The sequence below is a fragment of the bacterium genome (assembly GCA_020444065.1).
In the GTDB taxonomy this organism is placed as follows: domain Bacteria; phylum Sumerlaeota; class Sumerlaeia; order SLMS01; family JAHLLQ01; genus JAHLLQ01.
In genome coordinates, this window is record JAHLLQ010000001.1 from 1,019,255 (window position 1) to 1,045,499 (window position 26,245).

The window sequence follows — 26,245 nt, forward strand, 5'->3', positions numbered from 1 at the left end:
GTCGCCTCCTCTTAGTACCGGATGATCGTCAGAATATCGATCGGCGAAACAGACAAGGCCATTCCGCCCCACGTGGTGAGCAGCAGCGCCAGCAGGATCGCAATGGCGGTGCGTCGCCGTTCGCTTTGTTCCAGCAATGGCGATCGGCATGTTGTAATCCAGATCGCAAGGATCGGCAGGCCGATCGCGACAATCGCCGGCCAAACGAGTGCACTGAGCCCGCCCAGGAGCCCCGCGAAGGGCCTGACATCCGGCATGTACATCAACATCATCGCATCTCCGCTGACTTCGTAGATGACCCAATACCAGGCGATTGCCGGGAGCGCGGTCAGGATCGGGGAGATGATGATCGAGCGGCAGTACAAGCGGAACAGGTATCCGAGAAGGATCGAAGCCGCTGCGATGAGGAAGAGAACTGCACCATCATAGAGAATGTACACCAACCCCCATGCGGCACTCGGAGCAGATGATAGCCATTCGATCAAACGATTCGACGCACGCAGGATAGCGTCGCTCCCGAGGAACAGCCCACTGCCGACCAGCGCCACCGCGAGCACGAACGCCGCGATCAGGAGCCCAAGAATGCGCTGGGACTCATGCCGTCGACGCGAGACGGGCAGGGCGTTGATGAAGAACTCCGGACTGTAGCGTTCGATCGGCACACAAGCGATGGCACCGAGAAACATCGGGAAGACTACCGCGCAGCCTGTGTGGATGATCGGCGTCAGTTCCGCTCCAACAAATCTGACCAGTGCAATCGGAGCAATCAGGCCAGCGAGAATGCCGACCAGCAGCGTTGGAACGTGGAGGATTCGATAGCTGGCGGACGTCCTGAGCGAGAGACCTCCTCTCGCCGTGCCTGCCCGACCAAGCGCACGGAACCTGAAACTCGACTCGGCAGGTACGTCTTCGAATTTCGAAACGCGAATACCAAGAAGCAACAGGAGGAGGGGGATCCCGAGCGGGGCAACAAACGGCGCGGAGAGCAGCAATGTTCTCAGAGGACCAAATACCGTGTTGTCTGCATTCAACCCGCTGGCGCTGGCCCAATCATAAATCCATCGGCCCGGGAAGAACGCCATCGCGGCTTGGTAGAAGACCATCCACACAAGGCCGATCTCCACAAATCCTGCAAACGCGGCAATCATCGTACGCCTGTGCCACGCGGCCGCAGTCATTCCGGCAACGAGCAGGAAGACGCTCAGGATGGACCCCAGGAAGAACAACTCGCCGAATGGAAACGCTCTCGTGGCATTGTGAGGTGCCTGATTAAGCCAAAGCCCAATCGGCAGAAAAACTACACTCCAAGACGCGATCAGAAGGAGGCCCGAGAGTAACTTGGCGAAGACGAGGCGGATTGCCGAAACGGGGAGACGATTCGCAAAGAGACGCGATTCGCTCTCTTCTTCCTCGCCGTACATGGCGAGACCAAGCGCATACGCGAAGATGTTCAGGAACAGGACAAACCAGACCGGAGCCGGAGCCAGAATATTGCTGCCTGGATGCCAAAGGACAACAATCTTCTGCCCGATCAAAATCAGCGAAAACGCCAGGCCTATCGCCACCCACAGCGAAGCAAACTGCACAATGTCTTTGCCCAGGAATCCCCGCCCGATCAACGCACGGCGCAGCGATCGCAGTCTTGGTCCGCGGGTCGTAGGGACTCCGGCGGCAACGGCTTGTTCGGTCGCAGACATCTCGCCCTCCTTATCCCGCAGCGCTGGTCAGCTCGACGAACGCATCTTCCAAACTCAGGTCTTCCACAACGACATCTTGAGGATTGCAGGTGCGCACTTGCGCAATCGTCTTCTCCGAATCGAAGTGCTCGATCGTCAACCGCGCCTCGCGCCCGGCGACGCGTCTTTGCACGACGCCTTCGACGTTTGGGAACTCGGCGGGTGCATCGCCCTCGAACTGCAGGCGAATGCGCTTCACACGCGCGCGCAGATCCTCGGTGGATTCCTCCAGGATCAGATGCCCATCCACCAACATCCCGACACGATCGACGAGCCCCGCGATCTCGTTCACCAGGTGCGAACTGATCACCACCGTGCGGCCGCTCTCCATGTACTCGGCGAGAAGGCTCTCCAGGAACTCGCGCCGCATGACTGGGTCGAGCCCGCCGAGCGGTTCGTCCAGCAACAACATCTCCGGATCGAATGCCAACGCCAGCAGCAGGCTGACCTTCGCCTGCTGGCCCTTGCTCATGGTCTTGATTCGCTGATCGAGCGGAATTTTGAACGAGCGTGCCAGCTCCGTCGCGCGCTCGTCGTTCCAGCGATCCTTGCGATAGCGCCGCACGAACGCGATCAACTCGGCCGCCGTCATCCAGTCGTAGAACTGCGGGCGTTCCGGCACGTACCCGACCAGGGACTTGATCGCCAATGCATCGTGCTGCGGATTTCGCCCGAGAACCGCCGCCCAACCGCGGTGCGCCCGCAAGGTACCAAGCAACATGCGCAACGTCGTCGATTTGCCCGCCCCGTTCAGCCCGAGCAGTCCGTACGCCGCGCCACGAGGAACCGTCATTTCAAGGCCCTCCACGGCCCACAGCTTCCCGAACGATCTCCCCAGGTCCCAGGTCCTTACGGCCAGTTCGTCTAAACTGCCAACGGCGGCGGGAATCATGACTTGGCCTCCTTGCGCGGGCGCTTCGCCCGGCCCTTGTAGATGTCGCGAATTTGACCATCCAGAACGCGACGAATGTCCTGCTCGGAGAATCCGTAGAGCTTCGCCTGCGCGACCAGTTCCTCCGCGCGGCGAGCGATCTCCTCCTCGCGCACGTCCGCACGCAGATCCGACTCGCGGCCGCTGACGAAACACCCCTGTCCCGCGCGCGTATAGACGAGCCCCTCGCGTTCCAGTTCGCTGTAAACGCGCGCGATCGTGTTGCGGTTCACGCGCAGCGCCACGGCGACCTCGCGGATGGATGGCAACCGGTCGTCCGGCTTCAACCGCCCACTCGCACAGGCCAGCTTCACTTGGTCGATGAGCTGCTGGTAAACCGGCTTGGAGTTCTGAAGATCGACTTCGAAGAACATGGTCGTGTCCGTTCTCAGCTCTGTCCTTCTGTCCTAGTCCAACTAGGACAGTTGTGCCCAACTGTCAAGCCATGAATTGGGGGAAGCCAAAGAAAAACGCCGGCAGGCAAGAACCTGTCCGGCGTTTTGCGCTTCTGGCAGTTTGTGCCGTGGCGGTCAGCCCAGCACCTTCCCCATCGCCGCGGTCATGGCTTCGGCGGTGCGGGTGATGTCGTCGTCGGTGTGGGCGGCGGAGAGGAAGAAGGCCTCGAACTGTGCCGGCGGCATGTGGATGCCTGCGGCGAGCATTTCGCCGAAGTACTGGCCGAACTGCTCGGTGTTGCACTGGCCCGACTCTTCCCAACTGCGCACGGCGCCATCGTAGAAGAACAACGTCGCCATCGACCCGACTCGCCCATAGGAGCAGGGATAGCCCTTGGACTTGATGCAGTCGGTGATCATTGATTCGAGCGCCGCACCGCGCCGTTCAAGCTCGCCGTAGATCTCGGGATGTTCCTGCAACTCGCGCAATGTTGCGATGCCCGCGGCCATGGCCAGCGGGTTGCCGGAAAGCGTGCCTGCCTGGTATACCGGCCCGGCGGGAGCAATGCGCTCCATCAGGTCGCGCCGTCCGCCGTATGCGCCGACGGGGAGGCCGCCGCCGATGACCTTGCCCATGGTGGTCAGATCCGGTGTCACACCGAAGCGTTCCTGTGCGCCGCCCGGCGCCACGCGGAAGCCGGTCATGACTTCGTCGAAGATCAATAGCGCGCCGTTCTTCGAGCATTCCGCGCGCAGCTTCTGCAGAAACTCGTCGGCCGGTGCCACGCAACCCATGTTACCGACGACGGGTTCGACGATCACGCAGGAAATGCGTTCAGGATAAGCAGCGAACAAATCGGCTACGCTGGCGATGTCATTGTAACGTGCGTTGAGCGTGCACTCGGCGGCGCCCTTCGGCACGCCAGGGCTGGTCGGAACGCCGAAGGTGGCGGCGCCACTGCCGGCCTTGGACAGGAACGAATCGCCATGGCCGTGATAGCAGCCTTCGAACTTCACGATCAAGTCGCGGCCGGTCGCGGCGCGGGCGAGGCGAATTGCGCTCATGGTCGCCTCCGTGCCGGAGTTGACCATGCGGACCATCTCGATCGATGGAACGATGTCGACGATCAATTCGGCCATCTCGACTTCTAGGGCCGACGGCGCGCCGTAGCTCATTCCGATCTCGGCCTGCTTGCGAACAGCTTCAACGACGCGCGGGTGCTCGTGACCCAGAATCATCGGGCCCCACGATCCGATGTAGTCGAGGTACTCTTTGCCTTCCTGGTCCCAAAGGCGGGCGCCCTTTGCGCGAGCGATGAACGGCGGATTGCCGCCAACGGCCTTGAACGCGCGAACGGGCGAATTCACGCCGCCGGGCAGGATTTGTTGGGCACGCGCAAACAGGTCTTTCGAAGTCTTGGCAGTCATGTCAGGCCTTTCGGTCGAATCTTATTGGCGAGCCAGGACGCGCGCGGCGTCCTTAGCGAAATAGGTCAAAATCATCGTCGCGCCGGCGCGGCGGATGCTGAGCAGGCTCTCCATCATCACCTTCTCGTAGTCCAGCCAACCCTTCTCCGCGGCGGCGTGCAGCATCGAGTACTCACCAGAAACGTTGTACGCAGCGATGGGGATGTTGAACTCGTCCTTTACGCGGCGAATGATATCCAGGTACGGCAACGCGGGTTTCACCATCACGATGTCGGCGCCCTCGTCGATATCGAAGGCAACTTCGCGCATGGCCTCGTCGGTATTTGCCGGATCCATCTGGTACGAACGCCGATCGCCGAACTGCGGGGCGCTCTCGGCGGCTTCGCGGAATGGGCCATAGAATGCGGAGGAGTACTTCGCGGCGTAGGAGACGATCGGGACGAAGCAGTAACCCGCCTCCTCCAACGTCTCGCGGATGCGGGCGACGCGGCCGTCCATCATGTCGCTTGGAGCAACGACATCAGCCCCCGCCTGCACGTAAGTCAGTGCGGCCTTTGCGAGCAGATCCAACGTGGGATCGTTCTCGACCATGCGATCGCTGACGATGCCGCAGTGACCGTGGCTGGTGTACTCGCACATGCAGACATCGGCCCAGACCTGCAGATTCGGGAAGGCCTTCTTGATGGCGCGCGTTGCGACCGGAACGGGTCCCTCCGGATCGTAGGCTCCCGTACCGAACTCGTCCTTCTTGTCCGGAATGCCGAAGAGAATCACGGCCGGAATACCGAGGTCGTTGATCTCGCGACATTCTTCCACGATCTTATCGACGGACATCTGAAAGCAGCCGGGCATCGAACTGATCGGATGCCGGACGTTCTCTCCAGTACATACGAACAGGGGATAAATCAACTGATCAACGGTCAGGCGCGTCTCGCGCACCATGGCGCGGATCTGCTCGTTTCGACGCATTCGGCGCAGTCTGATAGCAGGATAATGCATGTACGTAACCCTCCCGAGGGGTCGGTGGTCGTCTCTGGACGACAATCAAGAATGGTGCTTCGGCTACCGGCCAAGAGTCAACCGGAGCCGCGGGCGAAATGTTCGGCTAAGGCGTGCGCCAGACCTGAGAAGGTCCGCTCTTCGGGCTCGACGTCGACGCCGGCACCGGCCCGTTCAATGGCCTGTGAGGTGACGGGGCCCATCGAACCGACCGCAACCCCGCCCAGCAGGCGTGCGAACTCCTCGCGGTCCAACAGTTCCGACAGGCTTTCGACGGCCGAGGCGCTGCAGAATAGAATGCCCTGAGCCCTTCGCGTGTCGAGCGCCTCGACGACCGGACCGGTCTGCTTCGCTGGTACAGTGCGATAGGCGATCGGATCGCTGACTTCGGCGCCGAGTTCGCGCAGCCCTTCAACCAGGGTCGAGCGGGCGCGGTCAGCGCGCGGATAGAGGACCTTCGCGCCTTTGAGGTCCTGCTCGGATAAGAACGCCTCCAGCAGTCCTTCGGCTCGCGCGTCCTGTGCAATCAAGGCGACTTCTGCGCCGGCATCGGCGACGGCGCGCGCGGTTCCTTTTCCAACGCAAGCGATGCGAGTCTTCACCGCCGAGAGACTCCGTCCCTCTTTTTCCAGTTCGGCTTCGACTGTCGCAACGCCACGCGGGCTGGTCAGGACAAGCCAATCGAATTCATCTAGGGCGAGCAGGCCTTCATGCAAGGGGGCCGGATCTTCCGGCGGCAAGTGCTGCACGAGGGGCAGGCAAAGGGGATGCGCACCCAAGTCACGCAGCGCGGTGCTCAGCGGACCGTCCGTATCTTCGTCGCGTGTCACGATGATGGTCTTGTCGCCGAGTGGCAGCGCCCGCATGGCCTCTGCACGACGCACTGCATTCTCGTAGCCGGCTTCTGCGTCGAGTTGTTCGACCTCGGCAAGAATCTCCACAGCGCCGTCCGCCTTCAGCTTCTCGGCCAGTTCTTCCCCGAGTTGTTCGGCATCAGCGGGAGTACCGGAGACCTCGCCTTCACAAGAGCGCGTGCCGTCCTGTGAAATGACTCTTCCCCGCAACGACATCGTGCCGTCGCCGTTGATTTCAGCCAGCGAACCAAGCGGAATCTGGCAACCGCCGCCGAGCGCCTGCAGGAGCGCACGTTCGGCCGTCACGCAAGCCGCAGTTTCTTCATGGTGAATCGAGGAGAGAATCTCGCACGTCTCGTCGTCGCCTTCGCGAACCTGCAAGCCGATCGCGCCTTGACCCGGAGCGGGCAACATCTCGTCGAACGGCACCTCGGACATGAAGGGCGCCTGCTCGCCGAGGCGCTTGACGCCAGCCGCGGCGAGAAGAATCGCCGTGTACTGACCATCCAGCATCTTGCGGATGCGCGTCGGCACGTTGCCGCGCAACTCGGCAATCTGCACACTTGGATTCAGCGCCAGGACCTGTGCACGCCGCCGCAGACTCGAGGTGCCGATCGTCTCTTCCGGACCGAGTTTCTTCCAATCGACGGGCTTCGCGGCGATCAGCAAGTCGCCGGGCGGTTCACGGCGAGAAATCGCACCAAGCGCCAGCCCTTCCGGCTGCAGCGTCGGCAAATCCTTCAAACTGTGCACAGCCACATCGACGCGGCCATCCAGCAAAGCACGTTCGATCTCTTTCGTAAACAGACCTTTGCCACCAATTCGCGCCAATGAGGAGTCGAGAATCTTATCGCCGGTCGTTTCGATGATGATCGTCTCGACCTGAATGTCCGGGCGTCCGTTCCGAATCTGCTCGGCCACGAGGTTCGCCTGGGTCAGCGCCAGGCGACTGCCGCGTGTGCCAAGTTTGAGAGTCTTCTTGCTCATTCGTCTTCCTGTTCTTCGGACTGGAGGTTGAAGAGGCGTTGGATGAGTTCGAACTCCTTCATCCCTACCTCACTTTCCATGTCGATGGAGCGGATATTCTTCGTCAGGTCGTGCAGCACCGATCTCAACAAGCTGTCCGTGAACTTGTTGAGCCGCTCCATTTCCTCATCCTCCAAATGGCGGCCGTGCCGGTCCAGGTGTTCCTGGCGGATTTCTTCGACGCGCTTGCGCAACGCACCGGCCAGTCGCGCCGCATCCTGCTTACGCTGCCACAGCCGGAACCGCTCCGCCTCGTCCTCCAGTAATTCTTCGACGCGCTCGATCTCCGACTCTCGCCGAGACCGATTGCTGCGGGCGATATCCTCCAGATCTTCCATCCCGTAGCAGAATACCTGGTCCAGTTCGCCGATCTGCGGATCGATGTTTCGCGGCATGGAGAGATCGAGGAACACGCGCGTCCTGCCGGGGTCTTTCTTGATCGCCGGCGAAACCAAGTCGATGGTCAGCAGGTACTCTTTCGAGCCGGTTGCGCAGACGATGATGTCCGCCCGGGCGATGGCCGACGCCAGTTCTGCGAACGGCACAACATCGCCGTTGAAGGACTCTGCGACTTCGACGGCGCGCTCGTGCGTGCGATTCGCAACAAGCAGACCGCCAATCCCGCGAGCACGCAGATGCTGCACGGTCAGTCGCGCCGTCTCCCCCGCTCCGACGACGAGAACCGTCTTGCGGCTCAGATCGGAGTACACCTTCGCCGCGATGTTCACACCAACGGAAGAGACCGATATGTTGCCGCGGCTGATGTTTGTCTCTTCACGAACGCGACGACCGAAAGCGAGCGCCTTGGTAAAGAGGTAATTCAGATGCTGACCGACGATTCGTCCTTCATTGGCTTCATCGAACGCAGTGCGCAACTGCCCCAGAATCTCGCGTTCGCCGACGATCATCGATTCGATACCGCTCGCCACGCGGAAGATGTGTCGAACGGCAGTCTGTCCACGGTGGAGGTATGTCTGCGCCAGCAACTCGTCGTCGGTGCGCCCGCCTGCTTCGCGGACCAACTCCAGCAGCGCATCGTGCGCCGGCGCCAGTTCCTCGGCCACGAAGTAGAACTCGGTGCGATTGCAGGTGGAAAGCACGACGGCTTCGTGCAGCAACTCGTGCGTGCGCAGCAGCCGCAGGAGGGTTTCCTTCTCCTCGACGGCGAGTGCGAACGCCCCGAGTTGGGCCATCGAGGCGGTCCGGTGACTCATTCCAAAGCAGAAGACGCTCATGAAACTTGCAGGTCCTCTCCGTGGGTCACGCGAACTGGTGCTTTGTTTGCAGCAGCGCCATGAGAATTCCCATCGAAAGCAGGAACAGGACGAAGCAGATTAATGAAATCCGGGCCAACGTCCGTCCCGGCCATTGCATCTTCCGATGCCCAATCAGTAGCGCCAGGTAAACAACCCAGGCCACAAACGAATGCAGAGTTTTCGGATCCCAAAGCAGATCCATATCGAGGCGAATCGACATTCCAATCCCGAGCAGAATCGCCGGAGTCAGTGCGATCCACCCCACCAGTGCCGCGTCGATGTTCAGTTTTGCCAACAGATCCAGTGGCGGAAGATTTCGGAAGAACAACCCGAATCGCTTCGCTTTCAACTGCCGGAACATGACGAGATACAGAACGGCATACAATGCCGACAGAATGAATCCCGTGTACCCTGCAAGCGCCAGGAACACGTGAATGCCAAAGCCTGGGCTTTGGAACAGTTCCTTGATTTCGGGCTGTGCGTGAATCGCAGGATAAGCGACGATCTGCAGCAGCGTTGCGATCCCCATGACGAAGACGCCGGTTCCCCCGACCTTCAGACGAAGCTCCTGAACCGTGTGGACGATTACCAACGTCAGTGCCAACAACGACAGAAAACTCGATGCGCCGACCAGCGGCAGTTCCTTGTACTTGAAGCCGAGAAGGATGAGGAAGATGAGGTGAAAGATCTTGCCCGCCCCGCGGGGAATTCGCGCACGCGTCAGGAAGCGCTCATCTTCGCGCAAGAAGAAGCTCAGGTAAAAAATCGTCGTGGTGCCGTAAGCAAGCACCACGAGCAGATAGAAGATTGTCAGGGCGACGGTCATAGCGGAATCATGGCCGGCTGAGAGCCACCAGCCCCTTTTCCCCGGAAGCGCCGGTGTGGAAGTTCGCGAAGTGCACCGGAATCTCAGACCGCAACTTCAGGACGGGCTCCATCACCGACGACAGATTCGCATCGTGCAGCAGACAGATGAAGGGGTGGTTGAAGTTCTTCAGCATCTGCAGGTCCTGGGTCACGCCTTCTTCGGTGTGATCGCCATCCAGGAAGATCAGGACTGGACGGACCCCCCAGAACACCGGGAAGAGCTTGTGCGAGTCGCCGACAATCGGAACGACGCGGCTCAGGGCCTTCTGGCTGCGGAACTGCTGCAACGCCTTGAAGTAGTTCTCGCCCGGGTACTCGTCGTCCCCCGCGGGGCCCTTGTACCCTTCCCTCAGAAGTTCAACAGTGAACAACTGAACTCGACGCTTCAGAGAATTCAGCACCTCGCACATCAGGCAGGTCGTGATGCCCTTGTACGTTCCGACCTCGAGGATCGGACCGGCCCAGCGCTGCACCGCGATCGACAGGATGAACATCTCCCGCGGGTCCAGCATCTTCGTGACAGCCGTGTACTTCTTCACCAGCTCTTTCCAGCGCTGGAGCTGCGCGACGAGCACCTCTTGGGTTGGCTCGTCCACATCCGCCGGATCACGCGACGGCCACAGGCCCTTCTCGTTGAAGTCGTCCTTTCGGACGCCTTCCAGAACCTGGAAGCAGTAGGCTGTATGTCGAACAAACGGATCGCCGACATTCATGGAAATATCACCTCTCCCGAGGGGGAGTGCACATTGACTCCACCGTCTCTATGGCCCCGGACGGGATCAAGAGAAAGTCCCCCACCGGAAGGCCTCTTTCCGCCCCGGCGAGCCTTGACGAGCGCCGTCCGATTCCGGATGCTGTCCAGGTCTGGACAAAACCAGGGGGAAACAAGGACCGAATCCTATGCGGGTGATGCTCGTAGGCCAGCAGTCCGAGGAAGTCGAAAACTGCATCCGCGACGCCAAGTTGGAAGTCGTCGAGAACCCGGCAGATGCCGAAGCCTGCATCTGCTACGGCGGCGACGGAACCATGCTGGGTGCCGAACGCGATTTTCCCGGTCTGCCGAAAGTCCCCATCCGGAAACCGCGGCCGGATACCGGCGACCCCGAAGCCCTCCGCTTGCGCAACTGCGAAGTCCTGCGCCGCGTTGCCACGCGCCAGGTCCAGATCACGCGGCTCCCGAAGCTGGAGGCCCGCGCCCACGGCCACTGCCTGCTGGCCCTGAACGACATTTTCGTCCACAACGCCAATGTCACCAGCGCTGTGCGCTTCACCGTTGAGATCGACGAGACATACCATTTTGGGGAGATCGTCGGCGACGGCCTGATCGTGGCCACGCCCTTCGGGTCCTCCGCCTACTATCGATCGATCACGAACTCGGTAATCCATGTCGGGATCGGGCTGGCGTTCAACAACTCCACGGAGCCCATCAACCACCTCGTCCTGACCCCTGACTCGCGAATCGTCGTGTGCATCACGCGCGGACCGGCGCTGCTGGGTGCGGACAACGATCCTCAGCAGATCGAGTTGCAGGAAGGCGACGAGGTGGAAATCCTGCAAGGCAGCGCCACGGCAACAATCTGGGAGATCGAGAATCTCCTGCGACTCGAAGGCGACGACGAGAAGAGTCATCGCCGTCTACGCTGGTTGCATCCTCGCCGAAATCAAGTGTCTACGCCCTGAATCGCGGCCTCAAAACGCCCTGCAGAAGCGCGCTGAACCTGCCTTGACACTGGGCTCGGGGCTGGGCACGATTCCCTCAATCCAGCAGCGGGGCCCGGCTGCCCCGCCCGGGTGGCGCTCCGTGATCGAGTTTCAACTGAACCGCGAAGGTATTCTGTTCGTCATTTCTGCCCCGAGCGGCGGCGGCAAATCTACCGTCCTGCGGGCCGTTCTCAAGGCCGATTCCACGCTCTCCTATTCCGTCTCCGCCACAACCCGCGCCCCCCGAACGGGCGAGGTCGACGGCGAAGATTACTACTTCCACACCGAAGAAGAATTCGAGCGCCTGATCGCCGAGGATGCGTTTATCGAGTACGCCAAGGTCCACGGGCACTATTACGGTACGCTGCGCGAAGAAGTCGCCCGCAAACTGGCCGATCGCAAGGATGTGATTCTCGATATCGACGTCCAGGGCAGCCTGGAACTGAAGGAAGAGCGCCCTGACACGGTGACGATCTTCATCCTGCCGCCCAGCATCGCGACGCTCGAAAAGCGCCTCCGCTCCCGCGGTCTCGACAACGAAGAAACGATGCGGCTGCGTCTTGAGAACGCACGCAACGAAATCCGTTTCGCCCAGCGCTACGACTACGTGATGGTCAACGAAGATCTCGGCCGAACGATCGAAACGATCCGCAACATCATCGAAGCCGAGCGATGCCGCACCCACCGTATCGCCGTCAACGACGCCCTCGGCGAAGTCGAATTCCTCCCGGCCATCGGACGCGCGTAGGTACCCTGCCACTAACAGATCAACCAGTGCGTCAGGCGTTCCTGGTGCAAGCAGCGGCCGCAACTCGCCACTAGCTACTCGTCACTAGCCACTTCACCTCACTTCACCTCACGGCTTCGCGTTTTGGGCGCATCCAACTGTGGCGGAAGTCTTCCATGGTTCCCCATGTGGCGGCGCCGGCGGATTCGCGTGGATCGAGGAAACCGACGAAGTCGAGTTGCTGCTTTGGATCGCCCCATTCGAGATCGAATTTCTTGACCAGGTCGTTCGGGGGAAGGAGCGGTCTGCCCAGCGTCTCGGACAGCGGGAAGTTCACACCGGAGAATTCTTCCGTCGGCTGGTAGCTCTTGAAGACGAGTTCGCTGCAGACCAGCGTCTCGTCCGTGACGAAATCGAAGTTGTAGTCGTACGGTTTGCCGTAATGCGAGAACGCGCGATCGATGGCGCGCGCAACGTCAAGTTTGCTCAGTCGCGGACGAACGACTCCGACGGCATCGGCGTGGAAAGCGTCTTCGAGCGGGCGAAACACGACGCCTTCTGCGATGGCTTCGAGCACGGCATTTTCGCCTTGGTCCGAGGCCGTTGTGTAAGCCTTCCAGGCTCCTGGGTGGCGCGTTTCAAGGAGCGTCGCGAAGTCTGCCGCGTTGTGTTCCTCACACCAAGCAATCACATCCGGATCGTCGGCGAACTCCGCCAGATCCGCGGGATGGCCGATGTAGAGAATCGCGTGCGGCCAGAATCCTGGAATGCCGGCGTTCGAGAGATACCAGTTCCGGCGCGTCACGCCGATGTCGCCAGACTGCAGTTTATCGTGGAATTGCTGGATCTGATCGTTGGAGATCAGCGCTGTCTCGCCCCGCTTCAGGCGGATGTTCCCCATCGTGTCGGCCACGTTGTGCTGCACAGGAAACCAGGCCTGGAAGGCAAGCCCGCTGGAATAATCCTTCGTCTGGTCGATGGCGAGATCGACGCCGCGCGCCTGCAGTCGATCGACGACATCGTCCTCCAACGCCACGACGCGCACCTGTAGCCACGCGCCTTCCGGTTCGGAGATCACATCGTCGTACTCATCGAACTTGCCGAGAACGCGTCGGTATTTGCGAGCAGCGTACTGGCGGGCAGTCCGCTCTGGATTCAGAATCTGGTTCTTGAGGTCAGTGAATGTCCCTTCGGGCAGTGCAAACTCCTCCTGCGGTTCGTTCAGAATACGCTCGAAGCGATCGTTTCCCGCCAGCGACTCCGCGATCTGCAGCGCCGCGTCGTGCACCATCATGTCTGCCACTTCGCAAAGCAGGAACCCGCGAATGTGATCGCCTCGTCGTTCCTTCTCGACCCACACAACGAAGTCGCGATGCAAGTCGGCCCGGGCGTGAATATCGCGCGCCAGCTCATAAATCTGCGCCCAGTAGGCACGCGCAAGATCCTTCTTCTCCGGAGAGAGAGGCTGGGTGATGTCGTCCGGGGCGTCCGCTGCCAGTTCCTGCAACCCTGCGACGGCATCGCTCAGTTGTGTATCCGAGAACCGAAGCGCTTCGACGTCTTCACGGTAAATTTGCAGCCATTCGTCACGCGGAAAGTCGCGGGCCTTTGCACGCGAAATCACCGTCACGAAGATGCCGTAGATGAGCGCGGCCAGGAGCAGCACGATGAACGCGACGCCATAAATGGGGACTCGAAAGCGCTTCTTGCGGAACCAGCGGCGCTGATCCGGTGCCTGTGGTGCGGGCTCTGTCATGGCGGCCTCTTAGAAGAGGAAGGAGGCTTCCGAACTCTTGCGCGCGATCATCTTCGGCGTCATCAGCACCGGTTCGGGAGTCTTCCCCGACTTGATGCGTTCGAGAAGAATCTCCGCGGCCTTGCGGCACATCTCTTCAATTGGATAGCGGATTCCCGTGATGGGTGGACTGTGCAACTGGTACATCGGGTTCTCGTCAAAGCCGACGACCTTCACGTCATCCGGTACAAGCAACCCCTCGGACTCCAAGGCCTGCATAACGGCAAACGGCAAGACTCCACCGAGCGTCAAGACGCCGTCCGGCTTACCCCACTTGCCGATGTGGCTGATCAGTTTCGACTTCGCCACATCCATATCGTACGGTAACTGCACGACATCAAATCCCAGCGCCGGATCGCTGAAAGTTTTCACGGCGATCTTCACGCCTTCCAGGCGATCCTGGATGGCGGTTTCGTGGACCAGCGCCTCGGGCACGGCAACGATCACGCGCCGCGAACCGGCAACGATCAAGTGACCCATCGCCATGCGGCCGGCCGTGAACTCGTCCACACGGACAGAGCAGAAATTGTCGCCCTCCACCGGAGCCGGTCCAACGATCGCCACCGGGATTTCCGCGGAGACGACCTTCTTCATAATCTTTTTATCAGCCTCAGGCTGAACGTAGATGATCCCGTCCACGGTTTCCTGTGCCTGCGTCAGCAACTGCTCGAGCGTGCGTTCCCCGCCGCGCATCATCAGCACAAGGTCGTAGCGCGCCGAATTGGCCGCGCGCGCCACACCGTGGACCTGCAGCATGTGGTCGAACTGGCCGAAGACAGTGGAAATCTGAGAGGTATCGATCGCCGTGTCGCCAATCCCGTGGCCGGGATAGCAGAAGGCGATCGCCTGGGTCTTGCCTGTGGCGAGACGAACGGCGGCGCGGCTGGCGACGTAATTCAGCTTCTTGACCGCCGCGTAAACGCGCTGTTTGGTCTCCTCGCGAGCCGAGAAACCTTCGTAGCTATTGTTAAGGATACGCGAGACCGCAGCGATGCTTACACCCGCCTCCTTGGCAACGTCCATGATGGTGACGCGCCGCTTCCCGGACTTTGTCTTCTGGCCTGCCATGGCCGCCTTTCGCTACGGTCTTATAAAATACCCGGGGTAGCTTCCGGTGGGTTTATAAAATGCTTAACCTCTGGGGTTCGCAAGGTCAATGGTGAGGATGCCTACGGCTTTTTTTATAAGGGGAGCAAGCGAAAGAATCACGTCCCCGCAAGACCGGTCCCTCCGACTGGCCGGCGGAATCTCTCATGCCCGTTCAGGCATACCCTCAGATCCCCCAAAGACGCTTCATTTCCTCGGTTGTTTCGCCCACCAGGATGATCTGCGGCTCCGTCGGCGCGCCTTCCGTTGGGCCATAAACCACGAACTGAACGGCCTCCAGGTCATTCCGCGGCCGCACGTAGTACCACGGTGCCCAGAGTTCGCGGCCCGGCGTCTCCTCCACGGTGGGGCGCAGGTACGGAACCGCCGCACGATTCACGTCGTCAGGGCCGATCCAGCCTTCAAGCGGCTTCGGCCCCCAGCAGTAAAGCAGGATGAACGAGACATCGCGCTCCTCCAGATACCGCGCCAAGTCGATCCCCATCAGTCGATAGGTGGCCACGTGGCGATCCATAAGCCCCAACATATCAACAATGTGCGTTTCGGGCGGAACGTAAAACCCCAGCATTCCCATCTGGTCCGCCGCCAGTAAGGCTCCGGGGTGCTCGGGGACTAGTTCATCCCGCACCCAGCGGCCGGCTTCAGCATTTAGCAGGATGGGGTCGTGGAAGAACCACTCCCATCGCGTGCCCAGATCCCAGGTTGTGAGGAATCGAGCAACTCGGGACGGCAGGCGCGCTCCGGGCCCCTCGCCGCGCAAGCCAACTATGTAGGCACTGCCCTCCAGGTAGGGCATCCAAAGCGAGAGTGCGAGAAGTGTCCCGGCTGCGATCTTGAGCACTGCCGGCCTCACGCACGATCCAACCTCCCTGAGCAGCAGCCACACACCGATCAGGCTGGGTACGACGATCGGAGCGCTGTAGCGAAATCCGGCTGACAGCACGTCGCCGATCTTCAGTTGGAAAGCAGCCGCCGCCGCGATCAATAGCCCGGTCCCAAGCGCCAGCAAGTCTTTGCGATCCCGGCGAAACGCAAGGGCCGCTCCGGCAAATCCCAGCACCGGCATCCCCCACCAGGAAAGCACGAGCCGCAACAGCTCGCGCCATCCGGCTGCGCCGCCGGCCTTTGCTGTCACCGTGTTGGGAACCCAGTTGTCGAAGTAGACTCGGCGCCCCAGTTCGATCATCAGCCAGAATAGCAGCGGCCCTGCCACGAATGCAGCAGGTCGCCACCAGGAACGCTGCGAGCGCGTTCGCCAGATCTCCCATGCGGCCGCCGGCCAGAGGGCAATGACGAATGCGAGCCCCTCGGGACGACTGATAGATACGAAACACCCAGCGACAGCCGCAAGAATCCAAGCCCGCATCCCGAAGACCAGAAGCATCCCGGCCATCAGCGCCGCGTAGGAGACAGTCTCCAGGCCGCGATCGCGGTGGTAGTTCAGAATCGGGGTCAAGGCGATCGCCAGCGGCAGCCACCAAGCAAGCCAACGGTTCTTCTCCCCTACCAGGCGCTGCGCCGCCAGCCACGAGGTACAGACAAGCCCCGCCAGAAACGCCACGGTCAGCAAGCGCGCGGCCACGTGCAGCTTCAGCCCGGCCCAAGCCGCCGGCGTCAGCACCAGCAACCAGAAAGGATTCGAGAATCCCTCCACGATCTCGCCACGATTGTAGACCAGGCCATGCCCGCCGGCAAACTGCTCCACGTACCGATAGGTGATAAACGCGTCCTCGCCCAGGTGATTATATGTCACCAGCGCCAGCGGAAAGAGCCCGAGGCAGAGCACTGCAATGGCGATGCGCGAGCGAAGCGTCGTCGATTCCATAGCGCCCCGTGTTTCCCCCGCCCGATGGAACAGACGCAAGCGGGACTGCGTGGCCCTGTTACTTCAAGGCGATGGTTTCATTGGGATTACGGAGAGCACAGGAACCCAGCAGAGGTTTCTCGTGTCAGATATGGGGAAGGCGGCTGGCCCTGCCAATTCTCGCTTGTCGGCCCGGGTTTGGCTATGTCAGCACCTAGCACACTTGAATATGAGGGAGTTTCCCATATGGCTAACGAATGGATCCGAACAACTCTCCTGACCGCGGTGCTGAGCACCACGCTGGTCGGAGTGTCGTCCTGCAATGATGAGCAAGTCCTGTACGAGCAGGAGGGGACCAAGGAGGTCCAGGTGGCGCAGGCGTCGCAGCCGGCGAGTCAACCTGCCGCAGAGATGCCCGCGGGTCATCCCTCGATGGGAGAGATGATGGGTGGAAGCTCTGGGATGCCGTCTGGCCATCCGTCGATGGATCAGATGATGGACGGCAGTGCAGAGCTGCCTGCCGGACACCCGCAGATCAACCAGGGAGAAGGGGGCCAGATGATGATGCGTTTTGCCGAACCTCCGGCCGATCGGGAAACTCTGCCTGCGGACGTAGCCAGGACCAAGGCGACTCTGTTTGGCATTTCCTTCGATGTGCCCGCCTCCTGGAAGGAAGTTCCCAAGGGCGAGCTCGGCATGATGCGCGCCGCCCAGTGGCAGGTTCCGGCTCCTGATGGCACCGACCGAGGCGCCGAACTGGTCGCCTACTACTTCGGACGCGATCAGGGCGGTTCGGCCGTGGCAAACGTCAGTCGCTGGCTGGGTCAGCTTGATTTGAGCGACGAGGTGAAGCCCCAGATCTACCAGCAGAAGGTGGACTCGCTCAACGTAACGGAAACCTACGGCGTCGGTACCCTGAAGGCCTCCATGATGGGCGGAAGCGGCGAAGCGCTGGAGAACTCCGGTCTGTACGGAATCATCATCGAGGGCGGCCCCGAAGGCTCCGTCTTCCTGAAAATGACGGGCAGCCAGGCAGCCGTCGACGCAGCGACACCGGCGCTTGTCACGCTCGTGAACTCGCTCGAAACAAGTGGCGCATCAGAATCGTCGTCCGAAGAATCGAAGCCCGACGATGTCCAGGATTGGTCCCAGGGAAGAATGAAGCGTCCGGAACTCAAGAAGCTCCAACCGGTCGAGGATCGCAAGCTCGAGGTCAGCGAATAGGACGCGAAGTTCGTCAAACTTCACCATGCAACTTCTTCGCGCTGGGAGGACAAGATTGTCCCCCAGCGCGATCTTCTTTTAGGCCATCTTTCATGCATTTTCTGTGCTTTTTTTCACAGTTGACCAGTATTTGAAGTGCGCCTATCTTGCATGTCAGCCCCTCGATACCTGCAAGGAAACGACATCCGCATTTCGATCGCCCTCACGTTGAAGAGCTGTGCTCACGATATCCTGCCACGGCATGACGATTCGTCCCCGGGCACGGTATATGCCCTGAGTATTGCCAATATCCGATACCTTGACTTTTTGCTACAGGAGCATTCATGCGTTCTCTAAGCGTTCTCCGTCCTGCCATTCTGGCGACGTTGACATTGCTGGTGCTAACATTCACGGCAACTGAGGGGAGGGCGCAGTTTGCACAGATTCTGATCCAGGAAGATAACGGCCTGGCCGGTATGGACCTCTACAATAACGGGTTATACTGCTGGCAGAATAACAAGACTTCCTGCGGAGATCCAGGCGACGATCGCCTGTTGTGGAAGGCCTACCGCTTCGATCCGTCATCGCCGAACTACACGCGGCTCTCAGACTGCCTCGGCATCGAAGATGGAACGAACATCGTTCGAAACGACGCACACTTCTTCTACGTGCGCGACTCGCGCGTGATCGATCGCCGCTATGCGACAGCGAACGCCGGCGGCAACGATCTTGTCACGAACAGCGCACTAACCGGCTATGCCGTGACATCGCTCGCCTACCACGATGGCGACGTGTATTATGGGATGCGTTCAACCTCGACCAACGCGTTCCGCATCTATCGCGCAAACGAAGATAGCGTCGGCGCGGCGGCCGGTGTCTTGGTCGCAACTGGCACGGGACCAAACGCGAGCAACAATTGGGTCAAGAAGATCAAGATCGAACCTTACGGATCGAGCGGCACGATGGGGATCTTCTACATGGTCGGGCCGGAGCCCGTTGCGCCAGGCGACAGCGGCTTGAATACTCTTTATCTGAAGAACGTCGGCTCAAACAGCACGACGCCGGGAACGGTTCTCACGGACTTTGTTCAGGATTATGCCATCTACACATCGGCGTTCCCCAGTTCCACGGTGATCTTCGCCACGCGATTCGTTCCGCTTGTCCGCTCGACTGGGCGCGGCCTCAACAACGTCGGCGGCTATCTGGTTCATATCTCCCCCGCCAGCGGCGTCGTCACGGAACGCTATTATAGCATCGGCGCTTCAGTCTACAACGTCGCAGTCGATTCCGATAACTACTACTTCGTCCAGAACGTCTCTGGCACCTATTCGATACAACGAAACGTCATCAGCGGTACCGGCGCCGGAACATCAATCCAAGCCCTGTCGTCAAACGTCGGCAGCCTGACGTCCGACGGCGATTGGCTCTATTACATCGAACCGCGAAGCCCCGAGGGCCACTACGTCAAGCGTCTCGCGACGAGTTCCGCAGCGGTGACGCTGGATGTTCGAGAGCAAGGTTTGGAGGCCATTCAGACGACTCAGACCCTGGAGGACTCTGCTGGTCTTCGCATTCCGCTGATCGCGGGCAAGGACACTGTCGTTCGCGGATACGGCGATCTCGCCATGAACACAACGGGCGAAACAAGCTGGCCCGTCGACGGGTGGCTGCGGGTCTACGACGATGGCGTTCTCGTCGAGGAATTCCAGCCGCGGTGGCTGGCTCGACTGGATGGAACGAGCGGACCGGCAAATACGCGGGATAACTTCGACAATCGAAATCCCCGCACGTTCTTCTGGATTGTTCCGGGACGATACATCACCCCCGGAACGATGGAGTTCCGCATGACTTTGAATGAATCCGATCTGGCCCCGGAAACCGAGACGCGCTCAAACAACACGGTCTCGGTGAGCTACGAGACGCGGAAGTCGGGTATCCAGGTTCACGCAGAACCGATCGATCCAGAGACTCCGTCCCTCATTTTCAGGCCAATGAAGGTCAAGGACCAGCCCATTATTCGTCTGCGCAACGTGATGTCACTTCCACGGATGATCGAACGCGCAAAGGCGTTCGTGCCATTCTCAGACCTCACGGTCGAAGAGGTCGACAGCGTACTGCAGAAGAATATCCTGGGGATCGACCTCGGTCCGTGGACAATGCCGAACGAACAGAATTGGGCATTGCTCAATCTTTCAGTTTCAACCTTGTCAAGCAACTATCTCTACGGAAATCTGCAGGTCGCGATGGTTCCGCCGGGCGTACCCAACTTCAACGGCGTCGCCTTCCCAGTCACGGGAGCCCTGGTTCGTATGGAGGGCGGCATCTCGGATCTGAATAGTTTCAACCAGCCGCGCGGCGCGCTTTCGATCGCTCACGAGTGGGGGCACGTCGCCGGAATCCTGCACATTCACAATACAGGATGCGGGGAAGAACCTGACGGGCCTTACGAAAGCGGCTACCCTTGGAATGAATGTAACATGGGGCCGTCGGGCAGCAATGTGCGCTACATGGGATTCGATCGAATGACGCGTACGGTCGTTCGGCCGACCGAGGCCGGCGACTTGATGTCGTATCGGTTGCCGCGATGGATTTCCGGACAGTACTACCGCGACGATCGCTGGCGCCGACCGACAAGCATCAACACGGGATTGCGCTCCGACGCGCGCACGAAAATCCAAGGCGATCCCCTCAACGATCAGCTTGTGATTGGTGCGCTATACGAGCCAGTCTCGGGCGGATACCAGATCGCCAATCTTTTCGCCTGGCCGGCAGGCCTGGCGCAACAACCCGATTTCCCGGCTGTCGGGAATGCCGGGTTCTTCAAGCAAACGTTGATTCTTCGCGATGTCTCGGGAACATCTCTGCATTCGCAGGAAGTCGATCCGTTCCCGGTCGGAGACGGCGATGCAGCGCTGGGAATGATCTACTCATGGCTGCCCTATAACAACGATGTTCATTCGCTCGAATTCGAGGTCGACGGCGCCACGGCGTATGTGGTGACTCGCACCGCGAATGCACCGGACGTTCGAGTCGCCGCGCCGGAAGTGGATGCGGGCGCCGGGCTTGTCAGGCTGCGCTGGAATGCCTGGGACGCGGATGGCGATGCGATTCAGACGATGGTTCTCTACAGCAACGACGACGGCACGACGTGGCGCAATTGGGGCGCGCAGAATCCCTACAACGGAGTGGACTTGCCACTGGATCGACTACCCGGCGGAGCGTCCTGCCGCTTCAAGCTCCTGTTCTCCGACGGGATGAATACGGTGGTTCACGATCTCGGTCCAATCACGATCGACAATCACCCGCCGTTGATACTGCTCGATGGCGTGGAAGAAGGTGAGACGATTCCGTACGGAGACATGATTACGCTGTGCGCACTGGCACTCGATGCGGACGAGGGCAGCCTGCCGGCGGATTCCCTCGTGTGGTCGCTCACTGGACCGGAAGCTCGAGCCCCCGTCGGCTCGATGGTTCAGTACGACGATCTCCTCCCCGGAGAATACACACTGACCATCTCGGCGATGGACAGCGAAGGCGCCTCCGGCAGCACAACGCGTCACTTCGAAATCGCTCCCGTCACAATTCCGACAGTTGGCGGTTCGGCCATCGCGATCGATGGTCGATGCGATGACGTGTACGAAGATGGAAGCCTGATTCGCGTTCCCTACGATGACGGGTCCTACTACGAGGTCCGCATGTTGCACCGCGACGGGAAACTCTACGCGTGCTTCAGCGGTCTGCAGTTCACGACCACCGATCCGTACGGCCGACTCATCGCGATTCTTCTCGATCTGGACAACAGCGGCGGACCGGAGGTCACCGGCTCCGACATCGCCTTTGGAGTCAGCGATGACTCGGAGACTGTGACGCTGGTTCCCAACGGCAGTGGAGCCTTCACGTTCGACTTCGAATCTCGGCCCGGCTTCCAGGTGGCAGCAATACGGGATGGCGAAAGTTGGGGAGCGGAACTTTGCATCGACGATGCGAACCTGGGTGGCTGGAATCACGAAGTCGGCATCCAGATCGGCCAGTACTTCTACGGGCTCGACTATCTGTGGCCTGGTGCCTCGGATGCCGGGATTCCGGATAGTTGGACCAAGGCATGGTTCGGTGAACCTTCGTCCATGCCTCAACCGCCTCCCCTGCCGCCCGTGGCAAGCGCTGGCGAGGACCAGCGGATCAACGTCGGATCGACGCAGGTCGTTTACCTGAATGGGACCAGTTCCTATGATCCGATCGGCGAGGATCTGACGTACGCCTGGACCCAAACCAGCGGCGACTCAGTGGATTTGAAGGACGCCGATACGGCGACGCCTCATTTTGAGGTCTCCCCGAGCCCTACGGAGCAAGTCTTCGAGTTTGAACTGGTGGTCAAGAGCCTCGAGGAGCTGACCGCAAGCGACTCCGTCAGCATCACGATTACACCGAATCCCGCCCCGTACGTCTACAGCCTGGAGGTCATTCTGAACCACATTCTGGGCATCCAGATGCGGCCGGCGGACTTGAACGGTGATGGCCAGGTCGATTCGGGAGATCTGGTCGAATTCACCGGCTAGGGAAAGCGAACTTCCGCAATCCTGGCCTTGACACCCCGGGGGCCTGCGACCAAGGGTCAACGGCCCTTGGACAGGCCCTGTGTGCCTGTCCGTGGAGGGTTAATTCCCCGAACCGGATAGAATAGGGTACGGAAAATGACAGTATTGATGGTTATTCTGGGCCTCGCATACGTGGTCCTTTGCACGTGGTTGGTCCTGATCGTCCTCATCCAGCCGAGCAAGGGTGGCGGCATGGGCAGCCTCGGAGGCGGAAGCGCCTCGGCTGCGATCAGCGAAACCCTCGGCGCCTCGCAGGCCGAGAAGAGCCTTTCGAAATGGACAGCCTGGTCCACGGCCGCATTCTTCGTGATTGCAATTCTCCTGACCATGCTCGGCACGTGGCATGAACGCGAAAGAAACGATCTGGACCTCGGTTCCGGCGAAGCGGCGGCTGTCACGCCGGCCGAACCGGTCGCCACCGAGGAGCCGGGCGCGACACCGCCGGCCTCGGAAGAGACGCCACCGGTCGAAGGTCCAGCACCGGCCTCCGAATGAGTTCTGTTGCGCGCCCCAGCCGGGGCGCGTACCTTTTTCCAGCCTTGATTTCCAACCCCTCCCCCGCGGCCATTTCGCCCGGGGGAGCAAAGTATCCGGAAAGGACAATCACATGGAACCGGCATCTTCCGACTCCGCTGCGCGCGTACGTGTCGAACTGGGCAAACGCTCCTACGAGATTATCATCGGCCGCAGATTGTTCGATACGGCTGGGAGTTTCCTTCGCGAAGTTGTTGAGGGAGACCAGGTCCTGGTTGTTTGCGACGAGGCGGTCGAGTCGCCCTGGAGCAAGCTGCTGACGAAGACACTCGCAACCAGCGGATTCGATGTCGGCATCATCTCGATGCCTTCCGGTGAGAAGACCAAGAGCGTTGAGTGCATCGGGCAACTCTGGGAGATGCTGGCGGATGGAGCCTTCGCGCGCGATTCCGCAATGGTGGCTCTCGGTGGCGGCGTGGCGGGTGACCTGACGGGGTTTGCTGCCGCCACGTACCTGCGCGGGATCGCGTTTGTGCAAGTTCCGACGACGCTGCTGGCCATGGTGGATTCGAGCGTTGGCGGCAAGACCGGCGTGAACCTCGAACAAGGCAAGAACCTCGTCGGCTCCTTCTGGCAGCCGGCAATGGTTCTGGCCGATCTGGATTGCTTGAAGACACTGCCTGTCGAGGAACGTATCTCCGGCATGGCCGAAGTCATCAAATACGGCGTCATTCGCGATGCCGAATTCTTCGATTTCCTCGAGGAGAATCTGGATACGATCTTCCAGCCCGGGTACGATGAGCAACTGGTTCACGCAGTGAAGCGCTCCGTCGAAATCAAGGCCGACGTCGTTGCGGAGGACGAACGCGAATCCGGCCTGCGCGCGATTCTGAATTTCGGGCACACGGTTGGGCATGCAATCGAGGCGGAAACGAAATACGGCAAGTTGCGCCACGGCGAAGCGATCTCAATCGGCATGGTCGTGGCCTCGATGATCTCGCTGAATCGCGATACTTACGAGGAGTGGACGCAGACTGAGCACGATCGCCTGGTGAAACTGTTGGAACGCACCGGTCTCCCGACGCGTGTTCCGGAAGGCTTGAGTGCGGAGACGCTGATCGAACGCACACAGATGGACAAGAAGGTGCGCAAGGGGCGCATCCGCTACGTCCTGCCAGTGCGAATGGGCGAGGTGGAACTGGTGCGCGACGTCGAGGCCGAAGAAGTTGCCATTGTCCTGAAGGAGCTCGGTGCGAGCTGATGAGCAAACCGGCGAGTTCCTGGTGGCAGGACTACTTCAGTCCGCTGTACCTCGAAGTTTACGAAGGCCCCTTAGCCAACCCACGCGAGACGCGACGCGAAGCATCGTTCCTGGAGAAGGCGCTGCGGCCGGTCCGCCCAGGTCCAATTCTGGATATCGGTTGTGGGTTTGGCCGCCATGTTCGGGCCATGCGCCACCGCGGCTTCGACGTCACCGGGACAGATCGTTTCGCCCACCTGCTGAAGCGCCATCCTACTCGTGGCCGACGCGCCGTCTGCAGCGATATGCGCAGCCTGGGATTCGCCGACGGAGCCTTTCGCGGTGCCTACTGCATTTTCAACACGTTCGGCTACTTCTCGCGCGAGGAGAATCGGGCGATACTGGCGGAGATCCGGCGCGTCCTCTCCTCCGGTGGACTATTCGTACTTCAAATCCCGAATGGTCCCGTGATGGCCGAGATTGCGGAGGAGTTCGAGCCCTCCCACACCGTCGGCCCAAAGCTGACCATGACCGAAGAGTACGCGTTCGATCCCGCAAAGAACACGCTGCGCGGCGCGGGGGTCTGGCGAATTGGCAAGGAACAGCAGGAGTGGTCGCTGGAACTGCAGCTCTACAGCAAGGCCGAGATCGTGGCCGAACTGGATTTTAGTAACCTTCAGGTCACCGCGATGTACGGGGATTACGAAGGCGAAGAGTTCGATGCGGACGAAAGCTCTGAGATCGTTCTCGTGGCTCGCGCCGTTTAGGCATCCATCGCCATGGCGGGCTTGTCGGCCAGCAATTCACCCTTCAACGTGTGTGAGTGCCCGTCAGTGATACGGACCTGGACCAGCTTACCGACAAGGCTCTCATCGCCAGGCAGAATCACGGTCTTGTCTGTGCGCGTACGTCCCATCATATCGTTGTAGCGCCTCGCGGGACCTTCCACCAGAACCTCGTGTACGCGGCCAACCTCGGCGGCATTGACCTCTGCGCTGATCGACTCCTGCAGTTGGATCAACCGCTCAAGGCGCTCCTTCTTCACGCGCATCGGCACGTCGTTCCGCATCGTGTCCGCCGCGACCGTGCCGGCCCGCGGGGAGTACATGAACATAAATGCGCTGTCGTAGCGCATCTCCTCCACAAGCTTGATCGTCTCTTCGAACTCCTCGTCGGTTTCCGTCGGGAATCCGACGATGATGTCGGTAGTCAGCCCGCTGTCCGGACAAAGATCGCGGTACATGTCAACGAGGTAGCGATAGCGCTCGATATTGTAGGCACGTTTCATTTCGCGCAGAATCCGATTGTTGCCGGACTGCACGGGAAGGTGGAGGCTTTCCATGACCTTCTCGCACTCTGCGATCGCGGACAGGTGCCGGTCGCGCGCGCTCTTCGGATTCGAGGTCGTGTAGCGAATTCGCCAGATCCCATCGATCTCGTTCAGCGCATGCAGCAGGTCGCTAAAGTCGTTCCGCTTCTCGTCCAGATAAGAATTCACATTCTGGCCCAGCAGACAGATCTCGCGGAAGCCCGCCTCGGCGAGAGTCTTCACCTCCGCGACGATCTCTTCCAGTGTGCGGCTGTACTCGACGCCGCGTGTCTTCGGAACAATGCAGAAGGTGCAACGATTGTTGCAGCCGAACATTATGTTTACGAAGGCCTTCAGGCTCGACTTGCGCATCGGGACAGTCGGGAGACTAAGCGGCTTATCCAGATCCTCAACGGCGACGATGCGCTGGCCGGTGCGGCGAACCTCGTCGACGAGTTGGTCGATCTTCACGTAATCGCGTGTGCCGATGATCAGGTCGACGTGCTGGAAGCGCTCCAGCAGCGCCTGGCCCTTGTCCTGGGCCGCGCAGCCGCAGATTGCGATGACCTGCTCGGGGTTCTCGCGCTTGGAGGTCGAAAGGCTGTCGATGCGGCCGTAAGCTCTGGATTCCGCGCCGTCCCTGACCGTGCACGTGTTGAACACGATCACATCGGCGGTGCGTTCGTCGTCCGAACGCTCCATCCCACGAGCCCTCAGGAGACCCTCCATGATCTCCGAGTCGTGCTCGTTCATCTGGCACCCATAGGTGATTACGCTGTAAGTCCCGGCCATTGCTCG

20 protein-coding genes are annotated in these 26,245 nt (G+C 60.5%); 7 read left to right on the forward strand and 13 right to left on the reverse strand.

The window, feature by feature from the left end; all coding sequences use genetic code 11:
* Positions 1–11: 11 nt before the first annotated feature.
* The 9 genes from KQI84_03670 to KQI84_03710 all read right to left on the reverse strand — a co-directional run bounded on the left by KQI84_03670 (position 12) and on the right by KQI84_03710 (position 10,205).
* Positions 12–1,697, reverse strand: coding sequence for a hypothetical protein (locus KQI84_03670; GenBank protein ID MCB2153957.1), 1,686 nt, complete (start codon positions 1,695–1,697; stop codon positions 12–14).
* 10 nt (positions 1,698–1,707) lie between these two features.
* Positions 1,708–2,628, reverse strand: coding sequence for an ABC transporter ATP-binding protein (locus KQI84_03675; GenBank protein MCB2153958.1), 921 nt, complete (start codon positions 2,626–2,628; stop codon positions 1,708–1,710).
* A complete protein-coding gene (locus KQI84_03680; protein MCB2153959.1) occupies positions 2,625–3,041 on the reverse strand; it encodes a GntR family transcriptional regulator in 417 nt (138 codons plus the stop codon). The genes KQI84_03675 and KQI84_03680 overlap by 4 nt, the downstream gene beginning before the upstream one ends.
* 156 nt (positions 3,042–3,197) lie before the next feature.
* The gene (gene hemL / locus KQI84_03685; protein ID MCB2153960.1) at positions 3,198–4,490 is read right to left on the reverse strand and encodes a glutamate-1-semialdehyde 2,1-aminomutase; all 1,293 of its coding nucleotides are present in this window, start codon (positions 4,488–4,490) and stop codon (positions 3,198–3,200) included.
* 21 nt (positions 4,491–4,511) lie between these two features.
* Positions 4,512–5,489, reverse strand: coding sequence for a porphobilinogen synthase (gene hemB, locus KQI84_03690; protein MCB2153961.1), 978 nt, complete (start codon positions 5,487–5,489; stop codon positions 4,512–4,514).
* A 77-nt stretch (positions 5,490–5,566) separates the two neighbouring features.
* Entirely contained in the window at positions 5,567–7,330 is a 1,764-nt protein-coding gene (hemC, locus tag KQI84_03695) for a hydroxymethylbilane synthase (GenBank protein MCB2153962.1), read from the reverse strand.
* On the reverse strand, positions 7,327–8,604 hold the full coding sequence (hemA, locus tag KQI84_03700) for a glutamyl-tRNA reductase (GenBank protein ID MCB2153963.1): 1,278 nt from the start codon (positions 8,602–8,604) through the stop codon (positions 7,327–7,329). Before hemA ends, hemC begins: the two co-directional genes overlap by 4 nt.
* A 25-nt stretch (positions 8,605–8,629) precedes the next feature.
* Positions 8,630–9,451, reverse strand: coding sequence for a cytochrome c biogenesis protein CcsA (gene ccsA / locus KQI84_03705; GenBank protein MCB2153964.1), 822 nt, complete (start codon positions 9,449–9,451; stop codon positions 8,630–8,632).
* A 7-nt stretch (positions 9,452–9,458) separates the two neighbouring features.
* The gene (locus KQI84_03710) at positions 9,459–10,205 is read right to left on the reverse strand and encodes a class I SAM-dependent methyltransferase (protein MCB2153965.1); all 747 of its coding nucleotides are present in this window, start codon (positions 10,203–10,205) and stop codon (positions 9,459–9,461) included.
* Positions 10,206–10,392: 187 nt separating this feature from the next.
* On the opposite strand from KQI84_03710, the gene KQI84_03715 reads away from it, so the two are divergent.
* Both KQI84_03715 and gmk read left to right on the forward strand, forming a co-directional pair.
* On the forward strand, positions 10,393–11,172 hold the full coding sequence (locus tag KQI84_03715; protein MCB2153966.1) for an NAD(+)/NADH kinase: 780 nt from the start codon (positions 10,393–10,395) through the stop codon (positions 11,170–11,172).
* A 79-nt stretch (positions 11,173–11,251) separates the two neighbouring features.
* Positions 11,252–11,941: a guanylate kinase gene (gene gmk / locus KQI84_03720; protein MCB2153967.1), complete on the forward strand. Its 690-nt coding sequence runs from the start codon at positions 11,252–11,254 to the stop codon at positions 11,939–11,941.
* A 103-nt stretch (positions 11,942–12,044) separates the two neighbouring features.
* Here gmk and KQI84_03725 read toward each other — a convergent pair whose 3' ends face one another.
* From KQI84_03725 to KQI84_03735, 3 genes are all read right to left on the reverse strand, one after another.
* Positions 12,045–13,676, reverse strand: coding sequence for a hypothetical protein (locus KQI84_03725; protein ID MCB2153968.1), 1,632 nt, complete (start codon positions 13,674–13,676; stop codon positions 12,045–12,047).
* Between the two features lie 9 nt (positions 13,677–13,685).
* Positions 13,686–14,783, reverse strand: coding sequence for a LacI family transcriptional regulator (locus KQI84_03730; GenBank protein ID MCB2153969.1), 1,098 nt, complete (start codon positions 14,781–14,783; stop codon positions 13,686–13,688).
* A gap of 205 nt (positions 14,784–14,988) precedes the next feature.
* Positions 14,989–16,647 (reverse strand): hypothetical protein, encoded by a 1,659-nt coding sequence (locus tag KQI84_03735; GenBank protein ID MCB2153970.1) that lies wholly within the window; start codon positions 16,645–16,647, stop codon positions 14,989–14,991.
* A gap of 225 nt (positions 16,648–16,872) precedes the next feature.
* Here KQI84_03735 and KQI84_03740 point away from each other — a divergent pair, with 225 nt between their 5' ends.
* The 5 genes from KQI84_03740 to KQI84_03760 all read left to right on the forward strand — a co-directional run bounded on the left by KQI84_03740 (position 16,873) and on the right by KQI84_03760 (position 24,905).
* On the forward strand, positions 16,873–17,850 hold the full coding sequence (locus tag KQI84_03740; GenBank protein ID MCB2153971.1) for a hypothetical protein: 978 nt from the start codon (positions 16,873–16,875) through the stop codon (positions 17,848–17,850).
* Positions 17,851–18,173: 323 nt separating this feature from the next.
* Positions 18,174–22,385, forward strand: coding sequence for a hypothetical protein (locus KQI84_03745; protein MCB2153972.1), 4,212 nt, complete (start codon positions 18,174–18,176; stop codon positions 22,383–22,385).
* 135 nt (positions 22,386–22,520) lie between these two features.
* Complete coding sequence (secG, locus tag KQI84_03750; protein ID MCB2153973.1) at positions 22,521–22,919, forward strand: preprotein translocase subunit SecG; 399 nt, start codon at positions 22,521–22,523, stop codon at positions 22,917–22,919.
* Between the two features lie 112 nt (positions 22,920–23,031).
* Entirely contained in the window at positions 23,032–24,159 is a 1,128-nt protein-coding gene (gene aroB / locus KQI84_03755) for a 3-dehydroquinate synthase (GenBank protein MCB2153974.1), read from the forward strand.
* The gene (locus KQI84_03760) at positions 24,159–24,905 is read left to right on the forward strand and encodes a methyltransferase domain-containing protein (GenBank protein ID MCB2153975.1); all 747 of its coding nucleotides are present in this window, start codon (positions 24,159–24,161) and stop codon (positions 24,903–24,905) included. Before aroB ends, KQI84_03760 begins: the two co-directional genes overlap by 1 nt.
* On the opposite strand, the gene miaB is transcribed toward KQI84_03760, so the two are convergent.
* Positions 24,902–26,239, reverse strand: coding sequence for a tRNA (N6-isopentenyl adenosine(37)-C2)-methylthiotransferase MiaB (gene miaB / locus KQI84_03765; GenBank protein MCB2153976.1), 1,338 nt, complete (start codon positions 26,237–26,239; stop codon positions 24,902–24,904). The two genes, KQI84_03760 and miaB, sit on opposite strands and share 4 nt — an antisense overlap.
* Positions 26,240–26,245: the final 6 nt, after the last annotated feature.